This window comes from Serratia sp. PL7, from assembly GCF_945957435.1.
The window spans coordinates 181,158-203,274 of sequence record NZ_CAMFLB010000016.1 but is presented as its reverse complement, the minus strand read 5'-3'; the positions used below and the strand labels follow the sequence as shown (position 1 = coordinate 203,274).

Genomic DNA, 22,117 nt, shown 5'->3' with positions numbered 1-22,117 from the left:
TCATTGAATGAGTCAGAACGTTTATCAATTTATCGACCTGCAGCGCGTTGATCCGCCAAAGAAACCGCTGAAGATCCGCAAAATTGAGTTTGTAGAAATCTACGAACCCTTTTCGGAAACCCAGGCGAAATCACAGGCCGACCGTTGCCTGTCCTGCGGCAACCCCTATTGCGAATGGAAATGCCCGGTTCACAACTATATTCCGAACTGGCTGAAGCTGGCGAATGAAGGCCGCATCATGGAGGCTGCGGATCTGGCACACCAGACCAATAGCCTGCCGGAAGTCTGTGGCCGCGTTTGCCCGCAAGATCGCCTGTGCGAAGGTTCCTGTACCCTGAACGATGAGTTTGGCGCGGTGACCATCGGCAATATCGAGCGTTACATCAGCGATAAAGCCATCGAGATGGGCTGGAAGCCGGATATGTCCCACGTGCACCCAACCGGTAAGCGGGTGGCCGTTATTGGCGCTGGCCCGGCGGGCCTGGCCTGTGCCGACGTGTTGACCCGTAACGGCGTCAAAGCGGTGGTTTACGATCGTCATCCAGAGATCGGCGGTTTACTGACCTTCGGTATCCCGGCCTTTAAGCTGGAAAAAGAGGTGATGGTAAAACGCCGCGGCATCTTCAGCGAGATGGGTATCGAGTTCCAGCTCAATACCGAAGTCGGTAAAGACATCACCATGGATGCACTATTGAGCGAATACGATGCGGTGTTCCTCGGCGTAGGTACCTACCAATCGATGCGTGGTGGATTGGAGAACGAAGACGCACCAGGCGTGTACGATGCGCTGCCGTTCCTGATCGCCAATACCAAGCAGTTGATGGGCTACCAGCCAGAACAGCACGAGCCGTATGTCAGCATGGAAGGCAAGCGTGTGGTGGTGCTGGGTGGTGGTGACACCGCCATGGACTGCGTGCGTACCTCTGTTCGTCAAGGCGCGACTCAGGTCATCTGTGCCTATCGCCGGGATGAAGCGAATATGCCGGGTTCCAAACGCGAAGTGAAGAATGCGCGTGAGGAAGGGGTCGAGTTCCAGTTCAACCTGCAGCCGCTGAGCATTGAGCTTAACAGCGCGGGGCGCGTCGCTGGCGTCAAGATGGTGCGTACTCAGTTGGGTGCCCCGGATGCCAATGGCCGCCAGGTTGCCGAACAGGTGCCAGGCTCTGAGCACGTGATCGACGCCGATGCGGTGGTGATGGCCTTTGGCTTCCGCCCGCACCAGATGGACTGGTTGGCTGCGCACGACGTGCAGTTGGACAAGCAGGGCCGCATCGTGGCACCGGAATCGGTCGATAATGCTTTCCAGACCAGCAACCCGAAGATCTTCGCCGGTGGCGATGCGGTTCGCGGTTCCGATCTGGTGGTTACCGCGATTGCCGAAGGGCGCAAAGCTGCCGAAGGCATCATGTGTTATCTGGAAGTGTGATTTACACTTCTACGTTCTCCCAAAGGGTCGGCACGCCGGCCCTTTGCTTTTACCTTCCGGATACCCAACTTGCCGATCTACAGGCAATAAAAAAGGCACAACCTGAGTTGCACCTTTTTCCCTGCCTGCCGTAGCTTACTTCACGACACGCAACGCCGGACGGCCACCACCGCGTGGCGGCTGAGGCGGCTCATCATCAGGGCCGTTATCGTCTTCAACGCTATCCTGACGATCGCTATCAACCACTGACATCAGGCTACCCGCAGGGGTAGACACCTCTTCCAGCCCTTCGAAAGCCCCTTCATCTTCATACTTGGCTTCCGGTTCAAACAGGGTACCGGCCCCGTTCTCCCGTGCATAAATCGCCAGCACGGCCGCCATTGGCACCAGCACCTGACGAGGAACGCCACCAAAGCGTGCGTTGAAGGTCACTTCGTCATCGCCCAGTTGCAGGTTGCCTACGGCACGCGGAGCAATGTTCAGCACAATCTGACCATCGCGTGCAAACTCCATCGGAACCTGCACGTCTGGGCGCATCACGTCCACGACCAGATGCGGAGTCAGTTGGTTATCCAACAGCCAGTCATAGAATGCCCGCAAAAGATAAGGACGGCGCGGGGTCATCTGAGACATATCCATGATGCTTAGCCCCGAGTCTGCAGGCGCATTTCGCGCTCGGCTTCGGTCAGAGAGGCCAGGAATGCATCACGCTCGAAGACGCGGGTCATGTAGCCTTTCAGCTCTTTGGAGCCGGCACCGCTCAGTTCGATACCCAGTTGCGGCAAACGCCACAGCAGCGGGGCCAGGTAGCAGTCTACCAGGCTGAACTCTTCGCTCATGAAATACGGGGTCTGGCCGAAGATTGGCGCAATCGCCAGCAGCTCTTCGCGCAGTTGACGGCGTGCTGATTCAGCTTCCTGGCCGTTGCTCTGCTCGATTTTGTACATCAGCGTGTACCAGTTTCTCTCGATACGCAGCATCATCAGACGGCTTTCACCACGTGCCACCGGATACACCGGCATCAACGGCGGGTGAGGGAAACGCTCATCAAGGTATTCCATGATGATACGGGATTCATACAGCGTCAGCTCGCGATCGACCAGCGTCGGTACCGTTTGGTATGGGTTGAGGTCGATCAGATCCTGCGGCAGATTATCGGGTTCTACCTGCTCGATCTCGACACTGACGCCTTTTTCCGCCAGTACGATACGTACTTGATGGCTAAAGATGTCGGTCGGGCCAGAGAACAGCGTCATTACCGAACGTTTGTTGGCAGCGACAGCCATGAAAACCTCCAAGTTATCTAGAAAATACGGCGAATAGCCAAATACCCATCACTCCACGAGCCATTGCGTTGTTGCCGCCTGGCTGCGACGTGAAATTGATTGGGTATCTCAGGCTGCTATCCTGAATAATCGTGACCGCAAGCCCGCAGCTCACAGATAAACCTTAGGTCTGGAAAACGGCCTCGGAGGTAGACTGACAGCACTGCACGGCGAACAGGCGCAAAAGTGGATGATAGTTTACCAGATTTTGACTGTTTTGTGGTGATTATGCGTTGATTTATCACATAACAAACTGATTTAAATGAAGTTTAATCTAATTGCAGGCATAAAAAAACCCGCCGGAGAGGCGGGTTTTTCGCGTAAATCGTCCTGCCGAAGCAGAAGAAATTAACGCTTGGAGAACTGCGGACGGCGACGTGCTTTACGCAGACCGACTTTCTTACGCTCAACTTTACGCGCGTCACGAGTGACGAAGCCAGCTTTACGCAATTCACCACGCAGAGTCTCGTCGTACTCCATCAGTGCACGGGTGATACCGTGACGGATAGCGCCAGCTTGACCAGAAATACCACCACCTTTAACGGTGATGTACAGATCCAGTTTACCAACCATGTCGACCAGTTCCAGCGGTTGACGAACTACCATGCGGGCAGTTTCGCGACCGAAGTACTGTTCCAGGCTGCGCTGGTTAATAACGATGTTACCACTGCCCGGCTTGATAAAAACGCGAGCGGCGGAGCTTTTGCGGCGACCAGTGCCGTAGTATTGATTTTCAGCCATTGCCTATAATCCCGATTAGATGTCAAGAACTTGCGGTTGCTGTGCCGCGTGAGTGTGCTCGGTGCCCGCGTAAACTTTCAGTTTACGGAACATTGCACGACCCAACGGACCCTTTGGCAGCATGCCTTTAACCGCGATTTCAATCACGCGCTCAGGACGGCGGGCAATCATCTCTTCAAAGGTCGCTTGCTTGATACCACCGATGTGGCCGGTGTGGTGGTAATACACCTTGTCTGTACGCTTGTTGCCGGTTACAGCAACTTTTTCTGCGTTCAGAACGATGATGTAGTCACCGGTATCAACGTGCGGGGTGTATTCCGCTTTATGCTTGCCGCGCAGACGACGAGCCAGTTCAGTAGCGAGACGGCCTAAAGTTTTACCGTCTGCATCAACAACATACCAGTCACGTTTTACGGTTTCTGGTTTAGCTGTAAAAGTTTTCATTAGAAAGCTTACCCAATAATTTAGTTACACGTAGGTGTTCACCCAACGCTCGAAAACAGTTGAGGCTCACACGACCATCAAGTCCAGCAAACCTACCCCTTCGAATAGCCATTGCCGGCACTATACAAAGTTTTGGGAAAAAAACTTTGTTGTAACGTGGGGTCGCAAGATTATAGAGAAGTCGCTCACAAAGGTCGACCTGTTTTTAGCGGGAAAACGGATTTAGCACGGGGGACCGATTTGGCAGCGATAATCGGGGACGAAACTGGGCCTGGAAGCCAGGCCCGAACGTCGTTTACGGCAGATGAGGCAGCTTCAGATACTCCTCGCTCTGCATCTCTTGCAGGCGGGACAGGCAACGCTGAAACTCGAACTTCAGCTGTTCACCCTGGTAGATCTCGAACATCGAAGCTTCGGCGGCGATCACCAGTTTGACGTGGCGCTCGTAGAATTCGTCCACCAACGCCAGGAAGCGGCGGGCGGTGTTTTCCTTCAGTGGCCCCATAATGCGCACATTATACAGCATCACGCTGTGATAGAGGCGAGACAACGCGATGTAATCCAGTTGGCTACGCGGCTCTTCGCAAAGAGTATGAAAATCGATCGCCAATACCCCTTCCACCGCACGCAAGGTGGGCATTGGCCGGTGATTGATTTGCAGCACTGGAGCCTCTTCCCCGACGTGACCCGCCAGCTTGAGGAAGATGTGATCCATCGTGTTCTGCGTTTGCTGATTGAGCGGGGTCAGATACAGATGGGCCTGCGTCAGGGTACGTAACCGGTAATCAATGCCCGCATCTACGTTCATCACGTCGCAATACTCGTTGATCAAATCGATCGCCGGTAGGAAGCGTGCGCGTTGCAGCCCGTTGCGATACAGGTTGTCCGGAATAATGTTAGAGGTAGCCACCAACGTAATACCGCGAGCGAACAGCGCCTGCAACAGCGTTGCCAGCAGCATGGCGTCGGTAATGTCGGAGACAAAGAACTCGTCAAAACACAGCACGTCCGTTTGCGCCTTGAAGCCGTCCGCGACGATCTCCAGCGGGTTTTCCTGCCCTTGCAGCTCCGTCAGCTCTTCGTGCACCCGCAGCATAAAGCGGTGAAAGTGCAGCCGCAGTTTGCGATCGCCGGGCAGGCTGTGGAAAAACAGGTCCATCAGCCAGGTTTTACCCCGGCCAACGCCGCCCCACATATACAGCCCCTGTACCGGCCGCTGCGAGGTGGTTTCCTCACTCTTACCTAACCAACGGCTAAGCAGGTTACGGCGCTTGCCAGCGTTAGCGGGAGCCGGTACCTGCTGCAACGCCTGATAGATCTGATCCAACTGCGTGACGGCCTGGCGCTGAACCGCATCGGCCTGATATTCCCCCGCATCCAGCGCCTGCTGGTAGCGTGATAACGGTGACTGTGCCTGCATGTATTCGCAATCCCTAACAACGCTGAGAATTTATTTATCCAATTTTCGCGGCGGATGGCGGCCGCTTCCCACCCTGATCGCCACATTTATCGGCGTTATGCCCCAAGAAAACCCCTGCAAACTGCAGGTATTGGCTTATCAGGATTCCACTCGGACAAGGTTAACGGTTATAGTGGATATTATTAAGTGAAAAATCCCTGCGGAACAACGAAGTCAAAATAGGAGTCATCATGACCTGGGAGTATGCGCTGATTGGTTTGGTGGTCGGTATCGTGATCGGTGCGGTAGCGATGCGTTTTGGTAACAGTAAATTACGTCAGCAACAGGTGCTGCAAAAGGAACTGGATAAAAGCAAAACCGAGCTTGAAGAGTACCGTCAGGAGCTGGTTGGCCATTTTGCCCGCAGTGCCGAACTGCTGGATAACATGGCGCGCGACTATCGCCAGCTGTATCAACATATGGCGAAAAGCTCCAATAACCTGCTGCCGGATCTGCCGATGCAGGACAACCCGTTCCGCTATCGTCTGACCGAAGCGGAAGCGGATAACGATCAGGCGCCAGTGGAAATGCCACGTGACTATTCCGAAGGGGCCTCCGGCCTGCTGCGCGGCGCACCACGCGATAATTGATCCCCGTTATACTGACCCGTGGGGTGTTCCCACGGGTTGTTCACTTTGTTCGTCCCTAATTCCCCGCACTGACTATGCTTACTCTTGACGATTAAGTGAACTTTTCGCGTAAATTCATTGTCCTAGACTGCACAAATGGTATTGCTATGGCAGTATCGTAAAAAATTTCACCGGCAGATTTTGAGAGAGCTATAACCAATGAAGAAAAGATCTTTATTTCTTAGTGCATTAGCAATGAGTATTAGCCTGGCATTTGCCTCTGTCCCGGCAGCCAACGCAGCCATGCCTGCCGCCGTTGCTGGTGAGTCGCTGCCAAGCCTGGCGCCGATGCTGGAAAAAGTGCTGCCCGCCGTAGTTAGCGTGCGTGTAGAAGGCACCCAGGTACAACGCCAGCCACAGCTGCCAGAGCAGTTTAAATTCTTCTTTGGCCCGAACATGCCTACACCGAAAGAAAGCACTCGCCCGTTTGAAGGGCTGGGTTCCGGTGTGATTATCGACGCGGCGAAGGGTTACATCCTCACCAACAATCACGTCATCAACAACGCCGACAAGATCAGCGTGCAGCTCAATGATGGCCGCGAATATGACGCCAAGCTGATTGGCCGTGACGAGCAGTCTGACATTGCCCTCCTGCAGGTCAGCGATGTCAAAAACCTGACGGCGGTAAAAATCGCCGACTCCGACAAACTGCGCGTTGGTGACTTCGCCGTAGCCGTCGGTAATCCGTTCGGCCTTGGCCAGACGGCAACCTCCGGCATCATCTCCGCACTGGGCCGTAGCGGCCTGAGCCTGGAAGGGTTGGAGAACTTCATCCAGACCGATGCCTCCATCAACCGTGGCAACTCCGGCGGCGCGCTGGTGAACCTGAACGGTGAGTTGATCGGTATCAACACCGCAATCCTGGCACCGGGTGGCGGCAACATCGGTATCGGCTTCGCCATTCCAAGTAACATGGCACAGAGCCTAAGCAAGCAGCTGATTGAGTTTGGTGAAGTGAAGCGCGGCCTACTGGGCATCAAAGGCAGTGAAATGACCGCCGATATGGCGAAAGCATTCAATACGGATGCCCAGCGCGGGGCCTTCGTCAGCGAAGTGATGCCAAAATCCGCCGCAGCCAAAGCCGGGATCAAAGCCGGTGACATTCTGGTCTCCCTGGATGGCAAGCCGATCAGCAGCTTTGCCGAGCTGCGTGCCAAAGTGGGCACCACCGCACCGGGCACGACCGTTAAAATAGGCCTGCTGCGTGAAGGCAAACCCATGGACGTTGCCGTCACCCTGGATAACAGCGAAAGCGTATCAACCAATGCCGAAACGCTGTCGCCTGCGCTGCAAGGTGCCTCCCTCACCAACGGTGCGCTGCCAAACGGTGATAAAGGCGTGAAGATCGACAAGGTGGATAAAGGCACTCCGGCGGCGCAGTTTGGCCTGCAGAAAGGAGATGTGATCATCGGCGTCAACCGTCAGCGCGTTGAAAACATCAACGCACTGCGTAAACTGCTTGAGGCTAAACCGGCGGTGATGGCGTTGAACATCGTACGTGGCGACGAAAACATTTATCTGTTGCTGCGTTAATTTGTTGCGAAACCGGGCGCGCCAGCATACTGCGCCCGGTTAACTCGTGCTATCCTCCGTTCATCTTCCTCAACACTAACTAAAACTCTATGTTTGCTAAGCTCTTGCGTTCTATTGTTATTGGTTTGGTCGTTGCCGGTATACTGCTGGCCGCCCTGCCCGTATTGCGTTCTGCCAATAACATATTCGCCAGCAAATCTGAGAATACCAGCGATCAAACGCCGGCCAGCTATAACACCGGCGTGCGCCGGGCTGCCCCTGCCGTCGTCAACATTTACAACCGCAACATCAGCGGCGCGACCAACGTGCTCTCCCTGGGTTCCGGTGTGATCATGAACGATCGCGGCTACATCATTACCAACCGCCACGTGATCAAAGACGCCCAGCAGATCACCGCCGTACTGCAAGATGGCCGCCGCTATGAGGCGTTACTGGTCGGCTCCGATAGCCTGACCGACCTGGCCGTACTGAAAATCGATCCGGGCAATTTGCCAGTGATCCCAATCAATACCGCACGCCCCGCTCGCATCGGTGATGTGGCGCTGGCGATCGGTAACCCGTACAACCTTGGGCAAACCGTTACCCAGGGCATTATCAGCGCCACCGGGCGTATCAGCCTGAGCACCACCGGGCGACAAACCTTCCTGCAAACCGATGCTTCAATCAACCGGGGTAACTCCGGCGGTGCGCTGGTTAACTCCCTGGGTGAGCTGATGGGCATCAACACGCTGACCTACGACAAGATCACCGATGGTGAAACGCCAGAGGGGCTGGGCTTTGCCATCCCGGTAGAGCTGGCGACCAAGATCATGGATAAGCTGATCCGTGATGGCCGGGTGATCCGCGGCTACTTTGGTATTCAGGGCAAAGAGATTATCCCGGTGCGCACCTCGGCAACCGGCATCGATCGCCTGCAGGGGATCATCGTGACCGAAATCACCCCTAACGGCCCGGCCGCCAATGCGGGGTTCCATATTAATGACATCATCATTAACGTCGATAATAAACCGGCGGTTTCGGTATTGGAGACGATGGACCAGGTGGCGGAGATCCGCCCTGGGACGGAGATCCCGGTGGTGGTGCTGCGCGATGGGCAACGTATTACGCTGCATATGGCGGTGGGTGAGTTCCCGGAAGATAATAATTAGTCAGCAAAAAGCCCGGCTCGCCGGGCTTTATTCGCACAAACAGGCTAAAACTGTCGATTACTCGCCTTTCACACGTTCGATATTGGCACCTAGCGCACGTAATTTGTCTTCTATGCGCTCGTAGCCACGGTCGATGTGATAAATACGATCCACCACCGTTACGCCTTCGGCAATACAACCCGCCAATACCAGGCTGGCAGAGGCACGCAGATCGGTCGCCATCACCTGTGCACCAGAAAGCTGCTCTACGCCGTGGCAAATCACGGTGTTGCTCTCGATTTCTGCGTGTGCGCCCATACGGATCAGCTCAGGCACGTGCATAAAGCGGTTTTCGAAGATCGTCTCGGTGATCACACCGGTCCCTTCCGCAACCAGGTTCAACAGGCTGAACTGCGCCTGCATATCGGTTGGGAAACCAGGGTGTGGAGCCGTACGCAGGGTTACCGCTTTCGGGCGTTTGCCATGCATGTCCAGGCTGATCCAGTCTTCACCCACTTCGATATCGGCCCCGGCTTCACGCAGTTTGGCCAACACCGCATCCAGCGTATCTGGACGAGTATTGCGGCACAGCACCTTGCCACCGGAAACGGCAGCGGCAACCAGGAAGGTACCGGTTTCGATACGGTCTGGCAGTACACGGTAAACCCCGCCACCCAGGCGCTCAACGCCTTCGATGGTGATCCTGTCCGTGCCTGCACCGCTGATTTTGGCACCCAGCGTGTTGAGGAAGTTGGCGGTATCGACGATTTCCGGCTCACGTGCCGCGTTCTCGATGATGGTCGTGCCAGTCGCCAGGGTTGCAGCACTCATGATGGTGACGGTCGCACCTACGCTGACCTTATCCATCACGATATGTGCACCCTTCAGGCGCCCTTCCACAGAGGCCTTGACGTAGCCCTCTTCCAGTTTGATTTCAGCACCTAGCTGCTCCAGGCCAGTAATGTGCAGATCAACCGGACGTGCGCCGATGGCACAACCACCTGGCAGCGATACCTGGCCACGACCAAAGCGCGCTACCAGTGGCCCCAATGCCCAAATGGAGGCACGCATGGTTTTCACCAGATCGTAGGGAGCACAAAACTCATTCACGCCGCTGGCATCAACATAGACCGAACCATTGCGCTCGATCTTGGTACCCAACTGGCTGAGCAGTTTGATGGTGGTGTCAATGTCCTTCAGCTTCGGGACATTTTGCAGTTCGACAGGCTCTTCCGCCAGCAAGGCGGCAAACAGGATCGGCAGGGCGGCGTTTTTCGCCCCGGAAATGGTCACTTCACCGCTAAGACGGGTCCGGCCATGCACACGAAATTTATCCATTTAACTACTCTCTGTTATCTGTTCTGAGCTGCCTGCCCGCAGGGCAAACAGCCTTAAAATCCGTTGAGTTTGCGATCCCGCTGCCACTCTTCTGGGGTATATGCCTTGATCGACAAAGCATGAATGCGGTTGTCCGCGATGTATTCCATCAGCGGCGCATAGACGGCCTGCTGTTTCTTGACGCGGCTCATGGTGGCGAACAGTTCACCCACGGCAATCACCTGAAAATGGCTGCCATCGCCGGTCACATGCGCTTCTTCCAGTGCCAGCGCCTTCATCAGCACGTCTTTAATTTCGCTATTTTCCATAGTATCCAATTCTGCATCGAAGGATCATAGTCACCCGGGGCGACTTCTTGGCGTCTATCTTAGTGGAATCCGCCGCTTTCTTAAACCAAAGAAAAAGCCCCTGAGCAACAGGGGCCTTTAACTGATTTTTCCCGGCCGAACAGCCAAAAATGTGGCTAACTAGCGGTTTCGACAGGCATTATTGCTGACAAATTGTAGAGCGTGATCAGCGTTTGCAACCGATCGGTAATGCCGGAAATTTTTATCTCAATTCCCTGCTGGCTCCGTTGCTCACGTAAATGCAGCAGCAGGGCCAGACCGGAAGAGTCCACGCGCTGCAGTTGAGCCACATCAATCACGGTTTTATCTGCCAACAGCGTCTCACGTTGCTGCCACAGCGGCAATAATGTCTCACGATCCAGCTCACCGCTCAGTACCAGCGTTTGCTGTTGTGATACCCAGCTCAGCGCTGCGGCCATCAGTTTTTCTGATCCAGGGTGATCGGCTGTTTGGCGGCCGCTTGCAACTGCTGAGTCAAACCATCTACGCCTTTGAGGCGCAGAGTCGATGCCCACTCATTCTGCTTGGTGGTGATCATGCTGACGCCTTCGGCGATCATGTCATACGCTTGCCAGTGGCCGGTTTTGCTGTTCTTGCGCCATTGGAAGTCCAGACGCACCGGCGGGCGGCCACCTTTATCGATGATGGTCACGCGGATCGCGATGATATCAGCATTGCCCAGAGGCTGTTCCGGTTCGATCTGATAGGTCTGGCCCTGATACATGGCTAACGCCTGGCCATACGCCTGCTCCAGATAGGCCTGGAAGGCGGTGAAGTAAGCTTCACGCTGGGCAGGCGTAGCGTCTTTGTAGTAACGGCCCAGAACCAACGCACCGGCATATTTCACCTGCACGAACGGCATCAGCTCTTCATGCACGATGGTGCGCAGGTAGTTAGGATCCTGCTTGATTTTTGGCTGCTCGCTTTTCAGGCGGGTGAAGGTTTTCTGCGCAGCGTCTTGCATCAGGCTGTATGGGTTAGTCTGATCGACCGCATTAGCTAGCGGTGCAACCACCAGCAGGGCAACCATTAAAAAACGTTTCAACATGCAGGTTTCCTCGATTAGTGAGTGGTAGCGGAATGCGCAGCGGCATCCGGTGCCGAAGGTGCAGCAGCGGCATCCGGTGAGTTCGGGCTATCCTGACCTCCGCTCTTGTACAAGAACTGGCCGATCAAGTCTTCCAGCACCATGGCTGATTTAGTGTCCTGAATGGTCCCACCATCTTTAAGGATAGCCGTGCCCATCTCAGGATCTTCAAAACCGACGTTCAGCGCCAGATACTGTTCCCCCAGCAGGCCGGAGGTGCGGATCGCCAGCGAGCTGGTGTCCGGGATCTGGTTGTACTGTTGCTGGATATCCAGCGCCACTCGTGGCGTGTAGGTCTTCGGGTCGAGCGAGATAGCCGCAACCCGGCCAATCATCACCCCACCAATCTTCACGGGTGAACGCGCTTTCAAACCACCGATATTATCGAAGGTGGCGTAGATACGGTAAGTCGGTTCATTACCGATCGATTTAATATTGGCCACCTGGAGGCAGAGGAAGATGATGGCGCACAGCGCAATCAGCATAAACGCCCCAACCCAGATTTCACTCTTCTTCGTTTGCATCAAATCAGTTCCCAAACATCAGTGCAGTCAGCACGAAATCCAATCCCAACACCGCCAGTGACGAATGTACCACGGTCCTTGTCGTTGCCTGACTAATCCCTTCAGAGGTCGGTACGGCATCGTAACCATTGAAGATCGCAATCCAGCTAACGGTTATGGCAAACACCACGCTCTTGATCAGGCAGTTAAGTAAATCCTGACGCCATTCAACGGCCCCTTGCATCGCTGACCAGAAGAAACCGCTGTCGATCCCTTTCCAGTCCACGCCGACAATTGCGCCGCCCCAGATGCCGATGGCCACGAAAATAATCGTCAGCAACGGCATGCTGATAAGGCCGGCCCAGAAACGTGGGGCAACAATACGCCGCAGTGGATCGATCGCCATCATTTCCAGGCTCGAGATCTGCTCGGTGGCCTTCATCAGACCGATTTCGGCCGTCAGAGCCGAACCGGCGCGGCCAGCAAACAGCAGAGCGGTCACTACCGGCCCCAGCTCACGCAGCAATGACAACGCCACCATCATACCCAGGCTCGCCTCGGCACTGTAGGTGGTGAGGACGATGTAACCTTGCAGCCCCAACACCATGCCGATAAACAAGCCGGAAACCATGATGATCAGCAGCGACTGAACGCCCACGCTGTGGAGCTGTTTGAGCAGCAGCGGCCATTGTTTACGCGGCTCCGGGCGCCCGATCAGCGCGTGGAACAGCATCAACCCGGCGCGTCCAAAGGCTGCGCTGGTGTTGATGCCACGGCGTCCTAACGACGCTAACGCCTTTAAAAACATGAGGTTATTTACTCCCTTCCCCTAAAAGCTCTGTCTGATAATCACCGGCCGGGTAACGGAATGGTACCGGCCCATCGGCAATACCATCCAGAAACTGACGCACTCGCGCATCAGGATTGTTCTGTAATTGTGCTGCCGAGCCTTCGGCAATCACATGGTGATCCGCCACAATATAGGCGTAATCCGCGATACTCAAGACTTCTGGCACATCATGGGATACCACGATGCAGGTGATCCCGAGCGCGTTATTCAGCTCATCGATCAGCTTGACCAGCACGCCCATGGTGATCGGATCCTGGCCAACGAAGGGTTCGTCGAACATGATCAATGTCGGATCCAGCGCGATGGCACGCGCCAGGGCAGCTCGCCGGGCCATCCCGCCGGAAAGCTCGTTCGGCATCAGATCTGCCGCGCCGCGTAGCCCTACGGCTTCCAGTTTCATCAGCACCGTGCTGCGCAGGATTGGCTCTGGCAGGCGGCTGTGCTCACGCAACGGGTAGGCCACGTTCTCAAATACCGTCAGATCGGTGAACAGCGCTCCCGACTGAAACAGCATGCTCATCTTTTTGCGTGACTCATACAGCTGATGGCGCGACAGCGCCGGGATGTTGTCCCCATCAAACCAGATCTCGCCACAGTCCGGGGTCAACTGGCCACCAATCAGGCGTAACAGCGTGGTTTTACCAATGCCGGACGGCCCCATGATGGCCGTCACTTTGCCACGGGGAACCGTCAGGTTGATGTCTTCGAATATCAGCCGATCGCCGCGAGAGAAGCTCATGCCGCGTACTTCGACCAGATTATCTGCCTTCTGGTGCATGTTTATTGATCCTGTACAGGCTATTTTTTTGCCAAATCATCCGTGATGGTAAAGCAATAGGGGCGATACGTCCTATTTTTACCGAAACTTACCCTCAATGCGCTACCAATGATGCCATAGGTTTTACTTTTAGGCTCCAGACGGTCAAAATTAGGAAATAACGCAAAAAAATAAATTCTGACTGATGACAAACTGAGAATGTTTCTGAGGGCGCAGCATGCGGCGCCCCTACAAAGCCAGTTCATCAGGATTAGTCGCAGTCTTATGTGGTTCGACCTTTTACCGGGAAAATTCGTTGTTATGTGCAACGAGGGGTGTGCAAGCTGGCCGATGATGGCCTTTAACCAACGAACCGGGATTATACCCAATATAGGACCCTGAATGTTTCTCGCGATAGTGCTGTTGATCGTTGGTTTATTTTTACTGGTGTATGGGGCAGATAGATTGGTTTATGGTGCGGCAGTGATTAGCCGCTCGCTGGGAGTTCCCCCGTTGATTATCGGCATGACGATAGTCGGTATAGGCACTTCGTTGCCAGAATTGATTGTGTCGGTCACCGCCGCCCTCAATGGGCAGACCAACCTGGCGGTGGGTAACGTGATTGGCTCCAACATCACCAATATTTTACTGATCCTGGGGGTGGCAGCCCTGATACATCCGCTGTCGGTTCGCTCCGAAGTGTTACGGCGTGAACTGCCACTGATGCTGGGGGTTATCCTGCTGTGCGGCTACGTGCTGATGGATAACACCCTGAGCCGGTTCGATGGTGTGCTGCTGCTGTTGGCCGCCACCGGTTTTATTCTGCTGATGCTGAAAATCGCCAGGCTGGCGCAACGTGAAGGCAACGACAGCCTGACGGTGGAGCAACTCGCCGAACTGCCGCAGGACAGCAGCAACACCGTAGCCATTCTCTGGCTGGTGCTGGCCTTCATTATTCTGCCGCTGTCATCAAGGATGATCATCGATAACGCTTCGGTGATTGCCCACTACTTTGGCCTGAGTGAACTGGTGGTTGGCCTGACGATTATCGCCATCGGCACCAGCCTGCCCGAATTGGCCACCTCGATCGCTGGAGCACTAAAAGGCGAAGATGATATGGCGGTAGGGAATATCATCGGCTCGACGATTTTTAACACGGTGATCGTGCTGGGCGTGCCTGCCCTGCTATCACCGGGCAGTATCGATCCCGCAGCCTTCCAGCGCGATTACTGGGTGATGCTGGCGGCCGGTATCCTGCTTGCCGCGCTGTGTATTGGCCGCAAACATCGTATCGGTCATCTGGCGGGAGCTCTGTTATTATGTGGCTTTATTGCGTATCTTGCAGTGCTGTTCTTTAACCCTTTCAGTACGTTCGGCTAACCGTTGAGAATGAGTATGTCATCTAACCAGTTGCAACCGGGCTTTGACTTTCAGCAGGCCGGCAAAGAAGTGCTTCAGATTGAGCGTGATGGCCTGGCCCAGCTCGATCGGTACATCAATGCAGATTTTACCCGGGCATGTGAAGCGATCGCCGGATGCTGCGGTAAAGTCGTGGTCATGGGTATGGGCAAATCCGGCCATATCGGCTGCAAAATTGCCGCCACGCTGGCCAGTACCGGAACCCCAGCGTTCTTCGTGCATCCGGCGGAGGCTAGCCACGGCGATCTGGGTATGGTGTCGGCGCAGGACATCGTGCTGGCGATCTCCAACTCCGGTGAGTCGAACGAAATTCTGGCGCTGATCCCGGTGTTGAAACGCCAGCAGATCCCACTGATTTGTATGACCAATAACCCGGAAAGCTCGATGGGCAAGGCGGCAGACGTGCATCTGTGCATCAAGGTACCGCAGGAAGCTTGCCCACTGGGTCTGGCCCCTACCACCAGCACCACCGCCACCTTGGTCATGGGCGATGCGTTAGCCGTAGCGCTGCTGAAGGCCCGCGGCTTTACCCCGGAAGATTTTGCCCTGTCTCATCCTGGCGGAGCATTGGGCCGCCGCCTGCTGCTGCGCGTTAGTGATATCATGCACAGCGGTGACGAAATTCCGCACGTCAGCCCCGAAGCCTCGCTGCGCGACGCGCTACTGGAGATCACCCGTAAAAACCTGGGCATGACGGTAATCTGCGACGATCTGATGAAAATCGCCGGTATTTTTACCGATGGTGACTTACGCCGGGTGTTCGATATGGGCATCGATCTGAATAATGCCAACATCACCGACGTCATGACGCTGGGCGGTATCCGGGTGCGCCCGAACCTGCTGGCGGTCGATGCGCTCAATCTGATGCAGCAACGCCATATCACCGCCGTGCTGGTTGCCGATGGCGACCAATTGCTGGGTGTGGTACATATGCATGACATGCTGCGCGCTGGCGTCGTTTAATGAAAGGAACCAACTGCATGAGTCTGGTTGAAACCTGTTACGGGCCGGTAGCTGAAGAAGTCATGGCCCGCGCCGGGAAAATCCGTCTGTTGATTTGTGATGTCGACGGCGTGCTGTCAGACGGCCTGATCTACATGGGCAATAACGGTGAAGAGCTGAAAGCCTTCAACGTCCGTGACGGCTACGGCATCCGCTGCCTGAAAACCTCGGGTATCGAGGTGGCCATCATCACCGGGCGTTCGGCCAAGCTGCTGGAAGACCGGGCAAAAACGTTGGATATCACCCATCTGTATCAAGGACAGTCCGATAAGCTTTTGGCCTTCCGTGAACTGTTGGATAAACTGTCCCTGGTGCCAGATGAAATCGCCTACATCGGCGACGATCTGATCGACTGGCCGGTCATGGCCGAAGTCGGTCTGGCCGTCGCAGTGGCCGATGCGCATCCATTATTGTTACCTCGTGCCCATTATGTCACCCGTATCAACGGTGGCCGTGGTGCGGTGCGCGAGCTGTGCGACCTGATCCTGCTGGCGCAAAACAAGCTGGAGGACGCCAAAGGGCTGTCAATATGAGTAAAACCAAACTTTGGATCACCCTCTTGCTGACCGTGATCGCGCTGGCGCTGATTGGCTGGAACATGGCCGATTTCAGCGATGACGGCAGTTCGGTTCCGGTCAACAACCAAGACCCGACCTATCAGAGCCAGCATACCGTGACCGTGGTGTACAACCCGGCCGGGCAGCTAAGCTACAAACTGGTGGCAGAAGAGGTTAAATATTACACCGCCGATGAGTTAAGCTGGTTTACCCAGCCGGTGATGACGCTGTTTGATGAGCATGCCGTGGCCACCTGGTCAATACGCGCCGATCGCGCCAAGCTGACCAAAAACCGCATGCTGTATCTGTACGGCCACGTGGAGGTGAACAGTTTGACAACCACCTCACAGCTGGAAAAAATTAAAACCGATAATGCCCAGATTAATCTGGTCACCCAGGACGTTTCTTCCGATGATGAAGTGACCCTGTTCGGCACGAATTTCACCTCTAACGGCATGAAAATGCGTGGCAATCTGCGGAACAAAACCGCTGAGCTGATTGATAAGGTCAAGACCAACTATGAAATTCAGAACCAAAAGCCAACTCCGTAATCTGTTGATCGTCAGCCTCGTTTTGACCGCCAGCTCCCCCGCATTGGCGTTGAAATCCGATTCTGACCAACCGGTAAGTATCGACTCGCTGAAACAGTCGCTGGATATGCAGAGCAACGTCAGCACCTTTACCGACAACGTGGTGATCAAGCAGGGCACCATCGAGATCAAGGCCGACAAGGTCGTGGTCACGCGCCCGGGTGGCGATCAGAACAAAACCTATATTGAAGCGTTCGGTAATCCGGTAACCTTCTACCAGATGCAGGACAACGGCAAGCCAGTGAAAGGCCATGCGCAGAAAGTTCGTTACGACGTCGCGCCGCAGCTGATCACCCTCACCGGCAACGCCTATCTTGAACAGCTCGATAGCAACGTGAAAGGCGACCGTATTACCTATCTGGTGCCACAGCAGCAGATGCAGGCGTTCAGCGATAAAGGCAAACGCGTGACCACGGTTCTGGTGCCATCACAGTTGCAAGACAAAAACGGTCAAAAGAAGAGTAACTAATTACTTATGGCAACACTCATCGCAGAAAACCTGGCGAAAGCCTACAAAGGCCGCAAAGTCGTTGAAGACGTGAGCCTGAAAGTGAAATCTGGCGAGATCGTCGGCCTGCTGGGGCCAAACGGTGCCGGTAAGACCACCACTTTCTACATGGTGGTTGGCATCGTTCAGCGCGACGCCGGGCGCATCGTAATCGATGACGAAGATATCAGTATTCTGCCGCTGCACGCCCGCGCACGCCGCGGTATCGGCTACCTGCCGCAGGAAGCGTCGATTTTCCGCCGCCTGAGTGTTTACGACAACCTGATGGCAGTGCTGGAGATCCGCAACGATCTCACCAGTGAGCAGCGCAACGATCGGGCTATCGAGCTGCTGGAAGAGTTTCATATCTCCCACCTGCGTGACAACCTGGGCCAATCGCTTTCCGGGGGTGAACGCCGCCGCGTGGAGATTGCCCGTGCGTTAGCCGCCAACCCAAAATTTATCCTGCTGGATGAGCCTTTCGCCGGGGTTGACCCGATTTCCGTTATCGATATCAAGAAAATCATCGAGCACCTGCGTGACAGTGGCCTCGGCGTGCTGATCACCGATCATAACGTGCGCGAGACGCTGGACGTGTGTGAACGTGCCTATATTGTCAGCCAGGGCAAGCTGATTGCCCACGGCACGCCGGACGCCATCCTGGCCGATGAGCAGGTGAAACGCGTTTATCTGGGCGAAGAGTTCCGCCTGTAGGTTCCAGCGGCAGGCCAACAGGCCGCCGTTAACGGAAGTAGCAGAAGATTATGAAGCAAGGTTTGCAACTCAGGCTCAGCCAGCAACTGGCCATGACCCCCCAACTTCAGCAGGCGATCCGCCTGTTGCAGCTGTCCACGCTTGAGCTCCAGCAGGAGATCCAACTGGCACTAGAGAGCAACCCGCTGCTTGAACAGACCGAAGACCAGCACGAAGAGATCGACACCAAAGAAAGCGTCGAGACCGAAGGGCTAGACACCCGCGAAGCGCTGGAACAGAAGGACATGCCCGAAGAGCTGCCTCTGGATGCCACTTGGGATGAGATCTATACCGCCGGTACCCCTTCCGGCACCGGTACCGACTATGGCGATGACGAACTTCCGGTCTATCAGGGCGAAACCACGCAAACGCTGCAGGACTATCTGATGTGGCAAGTGGATCTGACGCCGTTCTCTGACACCGACGCCGCCATCGCCACCTCGATCGTCGACGCCGTCGATGACACCGGCTATCTCACCGTACCGCTGGAAGACATTCTGGAGAGTATGGGTGACGATAATGTGACGATGGACGAGGTCGAAGCGGTATTGAAGCGCGTACAGCGTTTTGATCCGGTCGGCGTCGCGGCGCGCGATCTGCGTGACTGCCTGTTGATCCAGCTTTCCCAGTACGCCAAAGACACGCCCTATCTGGCGGAAGCCCGCCTGATCGTCAGCGAGCATCTGGATTTGCTGGCCAACCACGACTTTCGCAGCCTGATGCGAACAACTCGCTTAAAAGAAGATACACTGAAAGAAGCGATGGTGTTGATCCACTCGCTCGATCCGCGCCCTGGGCAGTCGATCAATACCGGGGAATCCGAGTATGTGATCCCGGACGTGCTGGTGCGCAAGGTGCAGGATAAGTGGGTGGTGGAGCTTAATGCAGACAGCATCCCACGGCTGAAAATCAACCAGCAATATGCGGCACTGGGCAATACGGTGCGCAACGATGCCGACGGCCAGTATATCCGCAGCAACTTGCAGGAAGCGAAGTGGCTGATCAAGAGCCTGGAAAGCCGGAACGACACGCTGCTCAAGGTGACCCGCTGTATTGTCGAACAGCAGGAGGCGTTCTTTGAACAGGGTGCAGAATTTATGAAGCCCATGGTGCTGGCGGATATCGCCCAGGCCGTGGAAATGCATGAATCGACAATCTCACGCGTGACGACGCAGAAGTTCCTGCACAGCCCGCGTGGTATTTTCGAATTGAAGTATTTCTTCTCAAGCCATGTGAATACCGACAGCGGTGGCGAAGCCTCCTCTACGGCGATCCGGGCGTTAGTGAAGAAATTGATCGCGGCGGAAAACCCTGCCAAACCGCTTAGCGACAGCAAGCTGACCACGATGCTTTCCGATCAGGGGATCATGGTGGCGCGGCGCACCGTTGCCAAGTACCGAGAGTCTTTGTCCATCCCGCCGTCCAACCAGCGTAAACAGTTGGTTTGACCTCTATAGAGAAGGAAGACATTATGCAGCTCAACATTACCGGACACCACGTCGAAATCACCGAACCAATGCGTGAGTTCGTCAACACCAAGTTTGCCAAACTCGAGCAGTATTTTGACCGCATTAACCAGGTATATGTCGTACTCAGTGTGGAAAAAGTGCAGCAGATTGCGGAAGCAACGGTGCATGTGAATGGCGGCGAGTTGCACGCCACCTCGGAAAAAGAAGATATGTATGCCGCAATTGACTGCCTGATCGACAAACTGGCGCGTCAATTGAACAAACATAAAGACAAACTAAAGCAACACTGACATTCTGGACCGTTATGCAATGCGTAATGGCCCGCATCGTAGTCGTATTGGCTACACGGCAACCCTCGGCGCAGCACCTGTATGGGTATGCGCCGATAAGCCATCAGGGTTAAACAGGCGAAAAACCGTTTCATGAAGGTTATCAGCGCAAGCCTACTTTCCAATGGTAAAGCAGGCTTGCAATAAAGCGACAGGACGCGGTTTTAAGTGAAGATGAGATGAACAACGAAATAATGCAATTAAGCTCGGTGTTAAACATCGAGTGCACCAGAAGCTCGGTACACTGCACCAGCAAGAAACGGGCTTTGGAAATTATCAGCGAGCTGGCGGCCAAGCAGCTTAACCTGCCTTCACAGGTGGTGTTTGACGCAGTACTCACCCGGGAACGTATGGGCAGTACCGGTATCGGCAACGGTATCGCGATCCCACACGGCAAACTGGAAGAGGACACTTTGCGGGCCGTTGGCGTGTTTATCCGCCTTGAGCAACCTATCGCCTTTGATGCCATTGATAATCAACCGGTCGATCTGCTGTTCGCCTTGCTGGTACCTGCCGATCAATGTAAAACTCACTTGCATACGCTGTCGCTGGTCGCCAAACGGCTGGCCGACAAAACCGTATGCCGCCGCCTGCGCGCAGCGCTGAGCGACGAAGAGCTGTATCAGATCATCACCGAGTAACCAGCGGCTGGCGTGACTTTCCGCCATGAAAACGCTACTGTTTTACTCACGATATATCCGGGCCGTGGCCCGGATACTAGATCCTAACGGTGGCGATGAGCGCCATTGAGATGCCAGGGGAGTTACCACATGGTGCTGATGATTGTCAGCGGCCGTTCCGGTTCGGGGAAATCCGTCGCCTTGCGGGCGCTGGAAGACATGGGTTTTTACTGCGTTGATAACCTGCCCGTGGTGTTGTTGCCACAGCTGGCCCAGACGCTGGCCGAACGTAATAGCTCCGCTGCGGTAAGCATCGACGTCCGTAACATGCCGGAATCGCCGGAAGTGTTTGAATATGCAATGACCCAACTGCCGGAGAGCTTCACGCCGCAGCTGCTGTTCCTTGATGCCGATCGCAACACCCTGATCCGCCGCTACAGCGACACCCGTCGCCTGCATCCTCTGTCTGCCAAGAACCTGTCGCTGGAAAGCGCGATCGATGAAGAAAGCGATCTGCTTGAGCCACTGCGTTCCCGTGCCGATCTGATCATCGATACCTCGGAAATGTCGGTGCACGAGTTGGCGGAAATGCTGCGTACCCGTCTGTTGGGCAAACGCGAACGCGAGCTGACGATGGTGTTCGAATCCTTCGGCTTCAAGCACGGCATTCCTATTGATGCCGATTACGTGTTCGACGTCCGTTTCCTGCCCAACCCGCACTGGGATCCTAAACTGCGCCCGATGACCGGCCTGGACAAGCCCGTGGCCTCGTTCCTCGATCGCCACACCGAAGTGCACAACTTCATCTACCAGACCCGTAGCTATCTGGAACAGTGGCTGCCGATGCTGGAGACCAACAACCGCAGCTATCTGACGGTCGCCATTGGCTGTACCGGCGGTAAGCACCGTTCGGTGTACGTGGCTGAACAGTTGGCAGATTATTTCCGTTCACGCGGCAAGAACGTGCAATCACGTCACCGCACACTGGAAAAGCGTAAACAACAATGACGGTCAAACAGACGGTTGAGATCAAGAACAAGCTGGGCATGCATGCACGCCCGGCGATGAAGCTGTTTGAACTGGTGCAGAGTTTTGACGCCGAAGTGCTGCTGCGTAATGACAGCGGCACCGAAGCGGAAGCCAGCAGCGTAATTGCGCTGCTGATGCTGGATTCCGCCCAGGGCCGCCAGATCGAAATAGAAGCCACCGGGCCGCAGGAAGAACAGGCGCTGGCAGCAGTGATTGAGCTGTTCAACTCAGGCTTCGACGAAGACTGATCCCCCGACAAATAACCTCACTATTGTAGGGCGCTGCAAGCTGCGCCC

General features: G+C 55.2%; 27 protein-coding genes. 15 read left to right on the top strand and 12 right to left on the bottom strand.

Going from position 1 to position 22,117, the window contains the following annotated elements; translation table 11 throughout:
* Positions 1–7 precede the first annotated feature (7 nt).
* A complete protein-coding gene (locus N6G83_RS38315) occupies positions 8–1,426 on the top strand; it encodes a glutamate synthase small subunit (protein WP_024530631.1) in 1,419 nt (472 codons plus the stop codon).
* Between the two features lie 135 nt (positions 1,427–1,561).
* Here N6G83_RS38315 and sspB read toward each other — a convergent pair whose 3' ends face one another.
* The 5 genes from sspB to zapE all read right to left on the bottom strand — a co-directional run bounded on the left by sspB (position 1,562) and on the right by zapE (position 5,356).
* Positions 1,562–2,065 (bottom strand): ClpXP protease specificity-enhancing factor, encoded by a 504-nt coding sequence (gene sspB, locus N6G83_RS38310; protein ID WP_024530630.1) that lies wholly within the window; start codon positions 2,063–2,065, stop codon positions 1,562–1,564.
* A 5-nt stretch (positions 2,066–2,070) separates the two neighbouring features.
* Positions 2,071–2,712: a stringent starvation protein SspA gene (gene sspA, locus N6G83_RS38305; RefSeq protein WP_024483694.1), complete on the bottom strand. Its 642-nt coding sequence runs from the start codon at positions 2,710–2,712 to the stop codon at positions 2,071–2,073.
* Positions 2,713–3,099: 387 nt separating this feature from the next.
* Positions 3,100–3,492: a 30S ribosomal protein S9 gene (gene rpsI / locus N6G83_RS38300; RefSeq protein WP_024530629.1), complete on the bottom strand. Its 393-nt coding sequence runs from the start codon at positions 3,490–3,492 to the stop codon at positions 3,100–3,102.
* A gap of 15 nt (positions 3,493–3,507) precedes the next feature.
* A complete protein-coding gene (gene rplM, locus N6G83_RS38295; RefSeq protein ID WP_021180678.1) occupies positions 3,508–3,936 on the bottom strand; it encodes a 50S ribosomal protein L13 in 429 nt (142 codons plus the stop codon).
* Positions 3,937–4,231: 295 nt separating this feature from the next.
* The gene (gene zapE / locus N6G83_RS38290) at positions 4,232–5,356 is read right to left on the bottom strand and encodes a cell division protein ZapE (protein ID WP_074031534.1); all 1,125 of its coding nucleotides are present in this window, start codon (positions 5,354–5,356) and stop codon (positions 4,232–4,234) included.
* Between the two features lie 230 nt (positions 5,357–5,586).
* Between zapE and zapG the strand changes: the two genes are divergently transcribed.
* From zapG to degS, 3 genes are all read left to right on the top strand, one after another.
* Entirely contained in the window at positions 5,587–5,985 is a 399-nt protein-coding gene (zapG, locus tag N6G83_RS38285) for a Z-ring associated protein ZapG (protein WP_024530627.1), read from the top strand.
* A gap of 198 nt (positions 5,986–6,183) precedes the next feature.
* Positions 6,184–7,557, top strand: coding sequence for a serine endoprotease DegQ (degQ, locus tag N6G83_RS38280; protein ID WP_024530626.1), 1,374 nt, complete (start codon positions 6,184–6,186; stop codon positions 7,555–7,557).
* 89 nt (positions 7,558–7,646) lie between these two features.
* A complete protein-coding gene (gene degS / locus N6G83_RS38275; RefSeq protein ID WP_199062757.1) occupies positions 7,647–8,705 on the top strand; it encodes an outer membrane-stress sensor serine endopeptidase DegS in 1,059 nt (352 codons plus the stop codon).
* Positions 8,706–8,762: 57 nt separating this feature from the next.
* Here the strand turns inward: degS and murA are convergent, their stop codons facing one another.
* The 7 genes from murA to mlaF all read right to left on the bottom strand — a co-directional run bounded on the left by murA (position 8,763) and on the right by mlaF (position 13,587).
* Positions 8,763–10,022: a UDP-N-acetylglucosamine 1-carboxyvinyltransferase gene (murA, locus tag N6G83_RS38270; RefSeq protein WP_021180688.1), complete on the bottom strand. Its 1,260-nt coding sequence runs from the start codon at positions 10,020–10,022 to the stop codon at positions 8,763–8,765.
* Positions 10,023–10,075: 53 nt separating this feature from the next.
* The gene (ibaG, locus tag N6G83_RS38265) at positions 10,076–10,330 is read right to left on the bottom strand and encodes a BolA family iron metabolism protein IbaG (RefSeq protein ID WP_021180689.1); all 255 of its coding nucleotides are present in this window, start codon (positions 10,328–10,330) and stop codon (positions 10,076–10,078) included.
* A 155-nt stretch (positions 10,331–10,485) separates the two neighbouring features.
* On the bottom strand, positions 10,486–10,788 hold the full coding sequence (gene mlaB, locus N6G83_RS38260) for a lipid asymmetry maintenance protein MlaB (RefSeq protein ID WP_024530624.1): 303 nt from the start codon (positions 10,786–10,788) through the stop codon (positions 10,486–10,488).
* Positions 10,788–11,417 (bottom strand): phospholipid-binding protein MlaC, encoded by a 630-nt coding sequence (gene mlaC / locus N6G83_RS38255; RefSeq protein ID WP_024530623.1) that lies wholly within the window; start codon positions 11,415–11,417, stop codon positions 10,788–10,790. Before mlaC ends, mlaB begins: the two co-directional genes overlap by 1 nt.
* A gap of 14 nt (positions 11,418–11,431) precedes the next feature.
* Entirely contained in the window at positions 11,432–11,980 is a 549-nt protein-coding gene (mlaD, locus tag N6G83_RS38250; protein WP_024530622.1) for an outer membrane lipid asymmetry maintenance protein MlaD, read from the bottom strand.
* A 4-nt stretch (positions 11,981–11,984) separates the two neighbouring features.
* The gene (gene mlaE / locus N6G83_RS38245) at positions 11,985–12,767 is read right to left on the bottom strand and encodes a lipid asymmetry maintenance ABC transporter permease subunit MlaE (protein WP_021180693.1); all 783 of its coding nucleotides are present in this window, start codon (positions 12,765–12,767) and stop codon (positions 11,985–11,987) included.
* Between the two features lie 4 nt (positions 12,768–12,771).
* Positions 12,772–13,587 (bottom strand): phospholipid ABC transporter ATP-binding protein MlaF, encoded by an 816-nt coding sequence (gene mlaF, locus N6G83_RS38240; protein WP_024530621.1) that lies wholly within the window; start codon positions 13,585–13,587, stop codon positions 12,772–12,774.
* 381 nt (positions 13,588–13,968) lie between these two features.
* Between mlaF and N6G83_RS38235 the strand changes: the two genes are divergently transcribed.
* From N6G83_RS38235 to npr, 11 genes are all read left to right on the top strand, one after another.
* The gene (locus tag N6G83_RS38235) at positions 13,969–14,946 is read left to right on the top strand and encodes a calcium/sodium antiporter (RefSeq protein ID WP_021806956.1); all 978 of its coding nucleotides are present in this window, start codon (positions 13,969–13,971) and stop codon (positions 14,944–14,946) included.
* Positions 14,947–14,961: 15 nt separating this feature from the next.
* Positions 14,962–15,948 carry an arabinose-5-phosphate isomerase KdsD gene (gene kdsD / locus N6G83_RS38230; protein WP_024530620.1) on the top strand — a complete coding sequence of 329 codons (987 nt, stop codon included), beginning with the start codon at positions 14,962–14,964 and terminating at the stop codon, positions 15,946–15,948.
* Positions 15,949–15,965: 17 nt separating this feature from the next.
* On the top strand, positions 15,966–16,520 hold the full coding sequence (gene kdsC / locus N6G83_RS38225) for a 3-deoxy-manno-octulosonate-8-phosphatase KdsC (RefSeq protein ID WP_024530619.1): 555 nt from the start codon (positions 15,966–15,968) through the stop codon (positions 16,518–16,520).
* The gene (gene lptC, locus N6G83_RS38220) at positions 16,517–17,095 is read left to right on the top strand and encodes an LPS export ABC transporter periplasmic protein LptC (RefSeq protein WP_024530618.1); all 579 of its coding nucleotides are present in this window, start codon (positions 16,517–16,519) and stop codon (positions 17,093–17,095) included. Before kdsC ends, lptC begins: the two co-directional genes overlap by 4 nt.
* Positions 17,064–17,603, top strand: coding sequence for a lipopolysaccharide ABC transporter substrate-binding protein LptA (gene lptA, locus N6G83_RS38215; RefSeq protein ID WP_021180699.1), 540 nt, complete (start codon positions 17,064–17,066; stop codon positions 17,601–17,603). Before lptC ends, lptA begins: the two co-directional genes overlap by 32 nt.
* A 6-nt stretch (positions 17,604–17,609) precedes the next feature.
* Positions 17,610–18,335, top strand: coding sequence for an LPS export ABC transporter ATP-binding protein (lptB, locus tag N6G83_RS38210; RefSeq protein ID WP_021806959.1), 726 nt, complete (start codon positions 17,610–17,612; stop codon positions 18,333–18,335).
* Between the two features lie 50 nt (positions 18,336–18,385).
* A complete protein-coding gene (gene rpoN / locus N6G83_RS38205; protein ID WP_021180701.1) occupies positions 18,386–19,822 on the top strand; it encodes an RNA polymerase factor sigma-54 in 1,437 nt (478 codons plus the stop codon).
* Between the two features lie 23 nt (positions 19,823–19,845).
* A complete protein-coding gene (gene hpf, locus N6G83_RS38200) occupies positions 19,846–20,133 on the top strand; it encodes a ribosome hibernation promoting factor (protein WP_024483719.1) in 288 nt (95 codons plus the stop codon).
* Between the two features lie 218 nt (positions 20,134–20,351).
* Positions 20,352–20,813, top strand: coding sequence for a PTS IIA-like nitrogen regulatory protein PtsN (gene ptsN, locus N6G83_RS38195; protein WP_024483720.1), 462 nt, complete (start codon positions 20,352–20,354; stop codon positions 20,811–20,813).
* Between the two features lie 129 nt (positions 20,814–20,942).
* On the top strand, positions 20,943–21,800 hold the full coding sequence (gene rapZ / locus N6G83_RS38190; protein ID WP_021180704.1) for an RNase adapter RapZ: 858 nt from the start codon (positions 20,943–20,945) through the stop codon (positions 21,798–21,800).
* Complete coding sequence (gene npr / locus N6G83_RS38185; RefSeq protein WP_021180705.1) at positions 21,797–22,069, top strand: PTS phosphocarrier protein NPr; 273 nt, start codon at positions 21,797–21,799, stop codon at positions 22,067–22,069. Before rapZ ends, npr begins: the two co-directional genes overlap by 4 nt.
* Positions 22,070–22,117 lie beyond the last annotated feature (48 nt).

Excerpts from the sequence above, each read along its gene's own strand:
- N6G83_RS38315 (WP_024530631.1), top strand. The coding sequence starts at position 8 with ATGAGTCAGAACGTTTATCAATTTATCGACCTGCAGCGCGTTGATCCG.
- sspB (WP_024530630.1), bottom strand. The coding sequence starts at position 2,065 with ATGGATATGTCTCAGATGACCCCGCGCCGTCCTTATCTTTTGCGGGCA.
- sspA (WP_024483694.1), bottom strand. The coding sequence starts at position 2,712 with ATGGCTGTCGCTGCCAACAAACGTTCGGTAATGACGCTGTTCTCTGGC.
- rpsI (WP_024530629.1), bottom strand. The coding sequence starts at position 3,492 with ATGGCTGAAAATCAATACTACGGCACTGGTCGCCGCAAAAGCTCCGCC.
- rplM (WP_021180678.1), bottom strand. The coding sequence starts at position 3,936 with ATGAAAACTTTTACAGCTAAACCAGAAACCGTAAAACGTGACTGGTAT.
- zapE (WP_074031534.1), bottom strand. The coding sequence starts at position 5,356 with ATGCAGGCACAGTCACCGTTATCACGCTACCAGCAGGCGCTGGATGCG.
- zapG (WP_024530627.1), top strand. The coding sequence starts at position 5,587 with ATGACCTGGGAGTATGCGCTGATTGGTTTGGTGGTCGGTATCGTGATC.
- degQ (WP_024530626.1), top strand. The coding sequence starts at position 6,184 with ATGAAGAAAAGATCTTTATTTCTTAGTGCATTAGCAATGAGTATTAGC.
- degS (WP_199062757.1), top strand. The coding sequence starts at position 7,647 with ATGTTTGCTAAGCTCTTGCGTTCTATTGTTATTGGTTTGGTCGTTGCC.
- murA (WP_021180688.1), bottom strand. The coding sequence starts at position 10,022 with ATGGATAAATTTCGTGTGCATGGCCGGACCCGTCTTAGCGGTGAAGTG.
- ibaG (WP_021180689.1), bottom strand. The coding sequence starts at position 10,330 with ATGGAAAATAGCGAAATTAAAGACGTGCTGATGAAGGCGCTGGCACTG.
- mlaB (WP_024530624.1), bottom strand. The coding sequence starts at position 10,788 with ATGGCCGCAGCGCTGAGCTGGGTATCACAACAGCAAACGCTGGTACTG.
- mlaC (WP_024530623.1), bottom strand. The coding sequence starts at position 11,417 with ATGTTGAAACGTTTTTTAATGGTTGCCCTGCTGGTGGTTGCACCGCTA.
- mlaD (WP_024530622.1), bottom strand. The coding sequence starts at position 11,980 with ATGCAAACGAAGAAGAGTGAAATCTGGGTTGGGGCGTTTATGCTGATT.
- mlaE (WP_021180693.1), bottom strand. The coding sequence starts at position 12,767 with ATGTTTTTAAAGGCGTTAGCGTCGTTAGGACGCCGTGGCATCAACACC.
- mlaF (WP_024530621.1), bottom strand. The coding sequence starts at position 13,587 with ATGCACCAGAAGGCAGATAATCTGGTCGAAGTACGCGGCATGAGCTTC.
- N6G83_RS38235 (WP_021806956.1), top strand. The coding sequence starts at position 13,969 with ATGTTTCTCGCGATAGTGCTGTTGATCGTTGGTTTATTTTTACTGGTG.
- kdsD (WP_024530620.1), top strand. The coding sequence starts at position 14,962 with ATGTCATCTAACCAGTTGCAACCGGGCTTTGACTTTCAGCAGGCCGGC.
- kdsC (WP_024530619.1), top strand. The coding sequence starts at position 15,966 with ATGAGTCTGGTTGAAACCTGTTACGGGCCGGTAGCTGAAGAAGTCATG.
- lptC (WP_024530618.1), top strand. The coding sequence starts at position 16,517 with ATGAGTAAAACCAAACTTTGGATCACCCTCTTGCTGACCGTGATCGCG.
- lptA (WP_021180699.1), top strand. The coding sequence starts at position 17,064 with ATGAAATTCAGAACCAAAAGCCAACTCCGTAATCTGTTGATCGTCAGC.
- lptB (WP_021806959.1), top strand. The coding sequence starts at position 17,610 with ATGGCAACACTCATCGCAGAAAACCTGGCGAAAGCCTACAAAGGCCGC.
- rpoN (WP_021180701.1), top strand. The coding sequence starts at position 18,386 with ATGAAGCAAGGTTTGCAACTCAGGCTCAGCCAGCAACTGGCCATGACC.
- hpf (WP_024483719.1), top strand. The coding sequence starts at position 19,846 with ATGCAGCTCAACATTACCGGACACCACGTCGAAATCACCGAACCAATG.
- ptsN (WP_024483720.1), top strand. The coding sequence starts at position 20,352 with ATGAACAACGAAATAATGCAATTAAGCTCGGTGTTAAACATCGAGTGC.
- rapZ (WP_021180704.1), top strand. The coding sequence starts at position 20,943 with ATGGTGCTGATGATTGTCAGCGGCCGTTCCGGTTCGGGGAAATCCGTC.
- npr (WP_021180705.1), top strand. The coding sequence starts at position 21,797 with ATGACGGTCAAACAGACGGTTGAGATCAAGAACAAGCTGGGCATGCAT.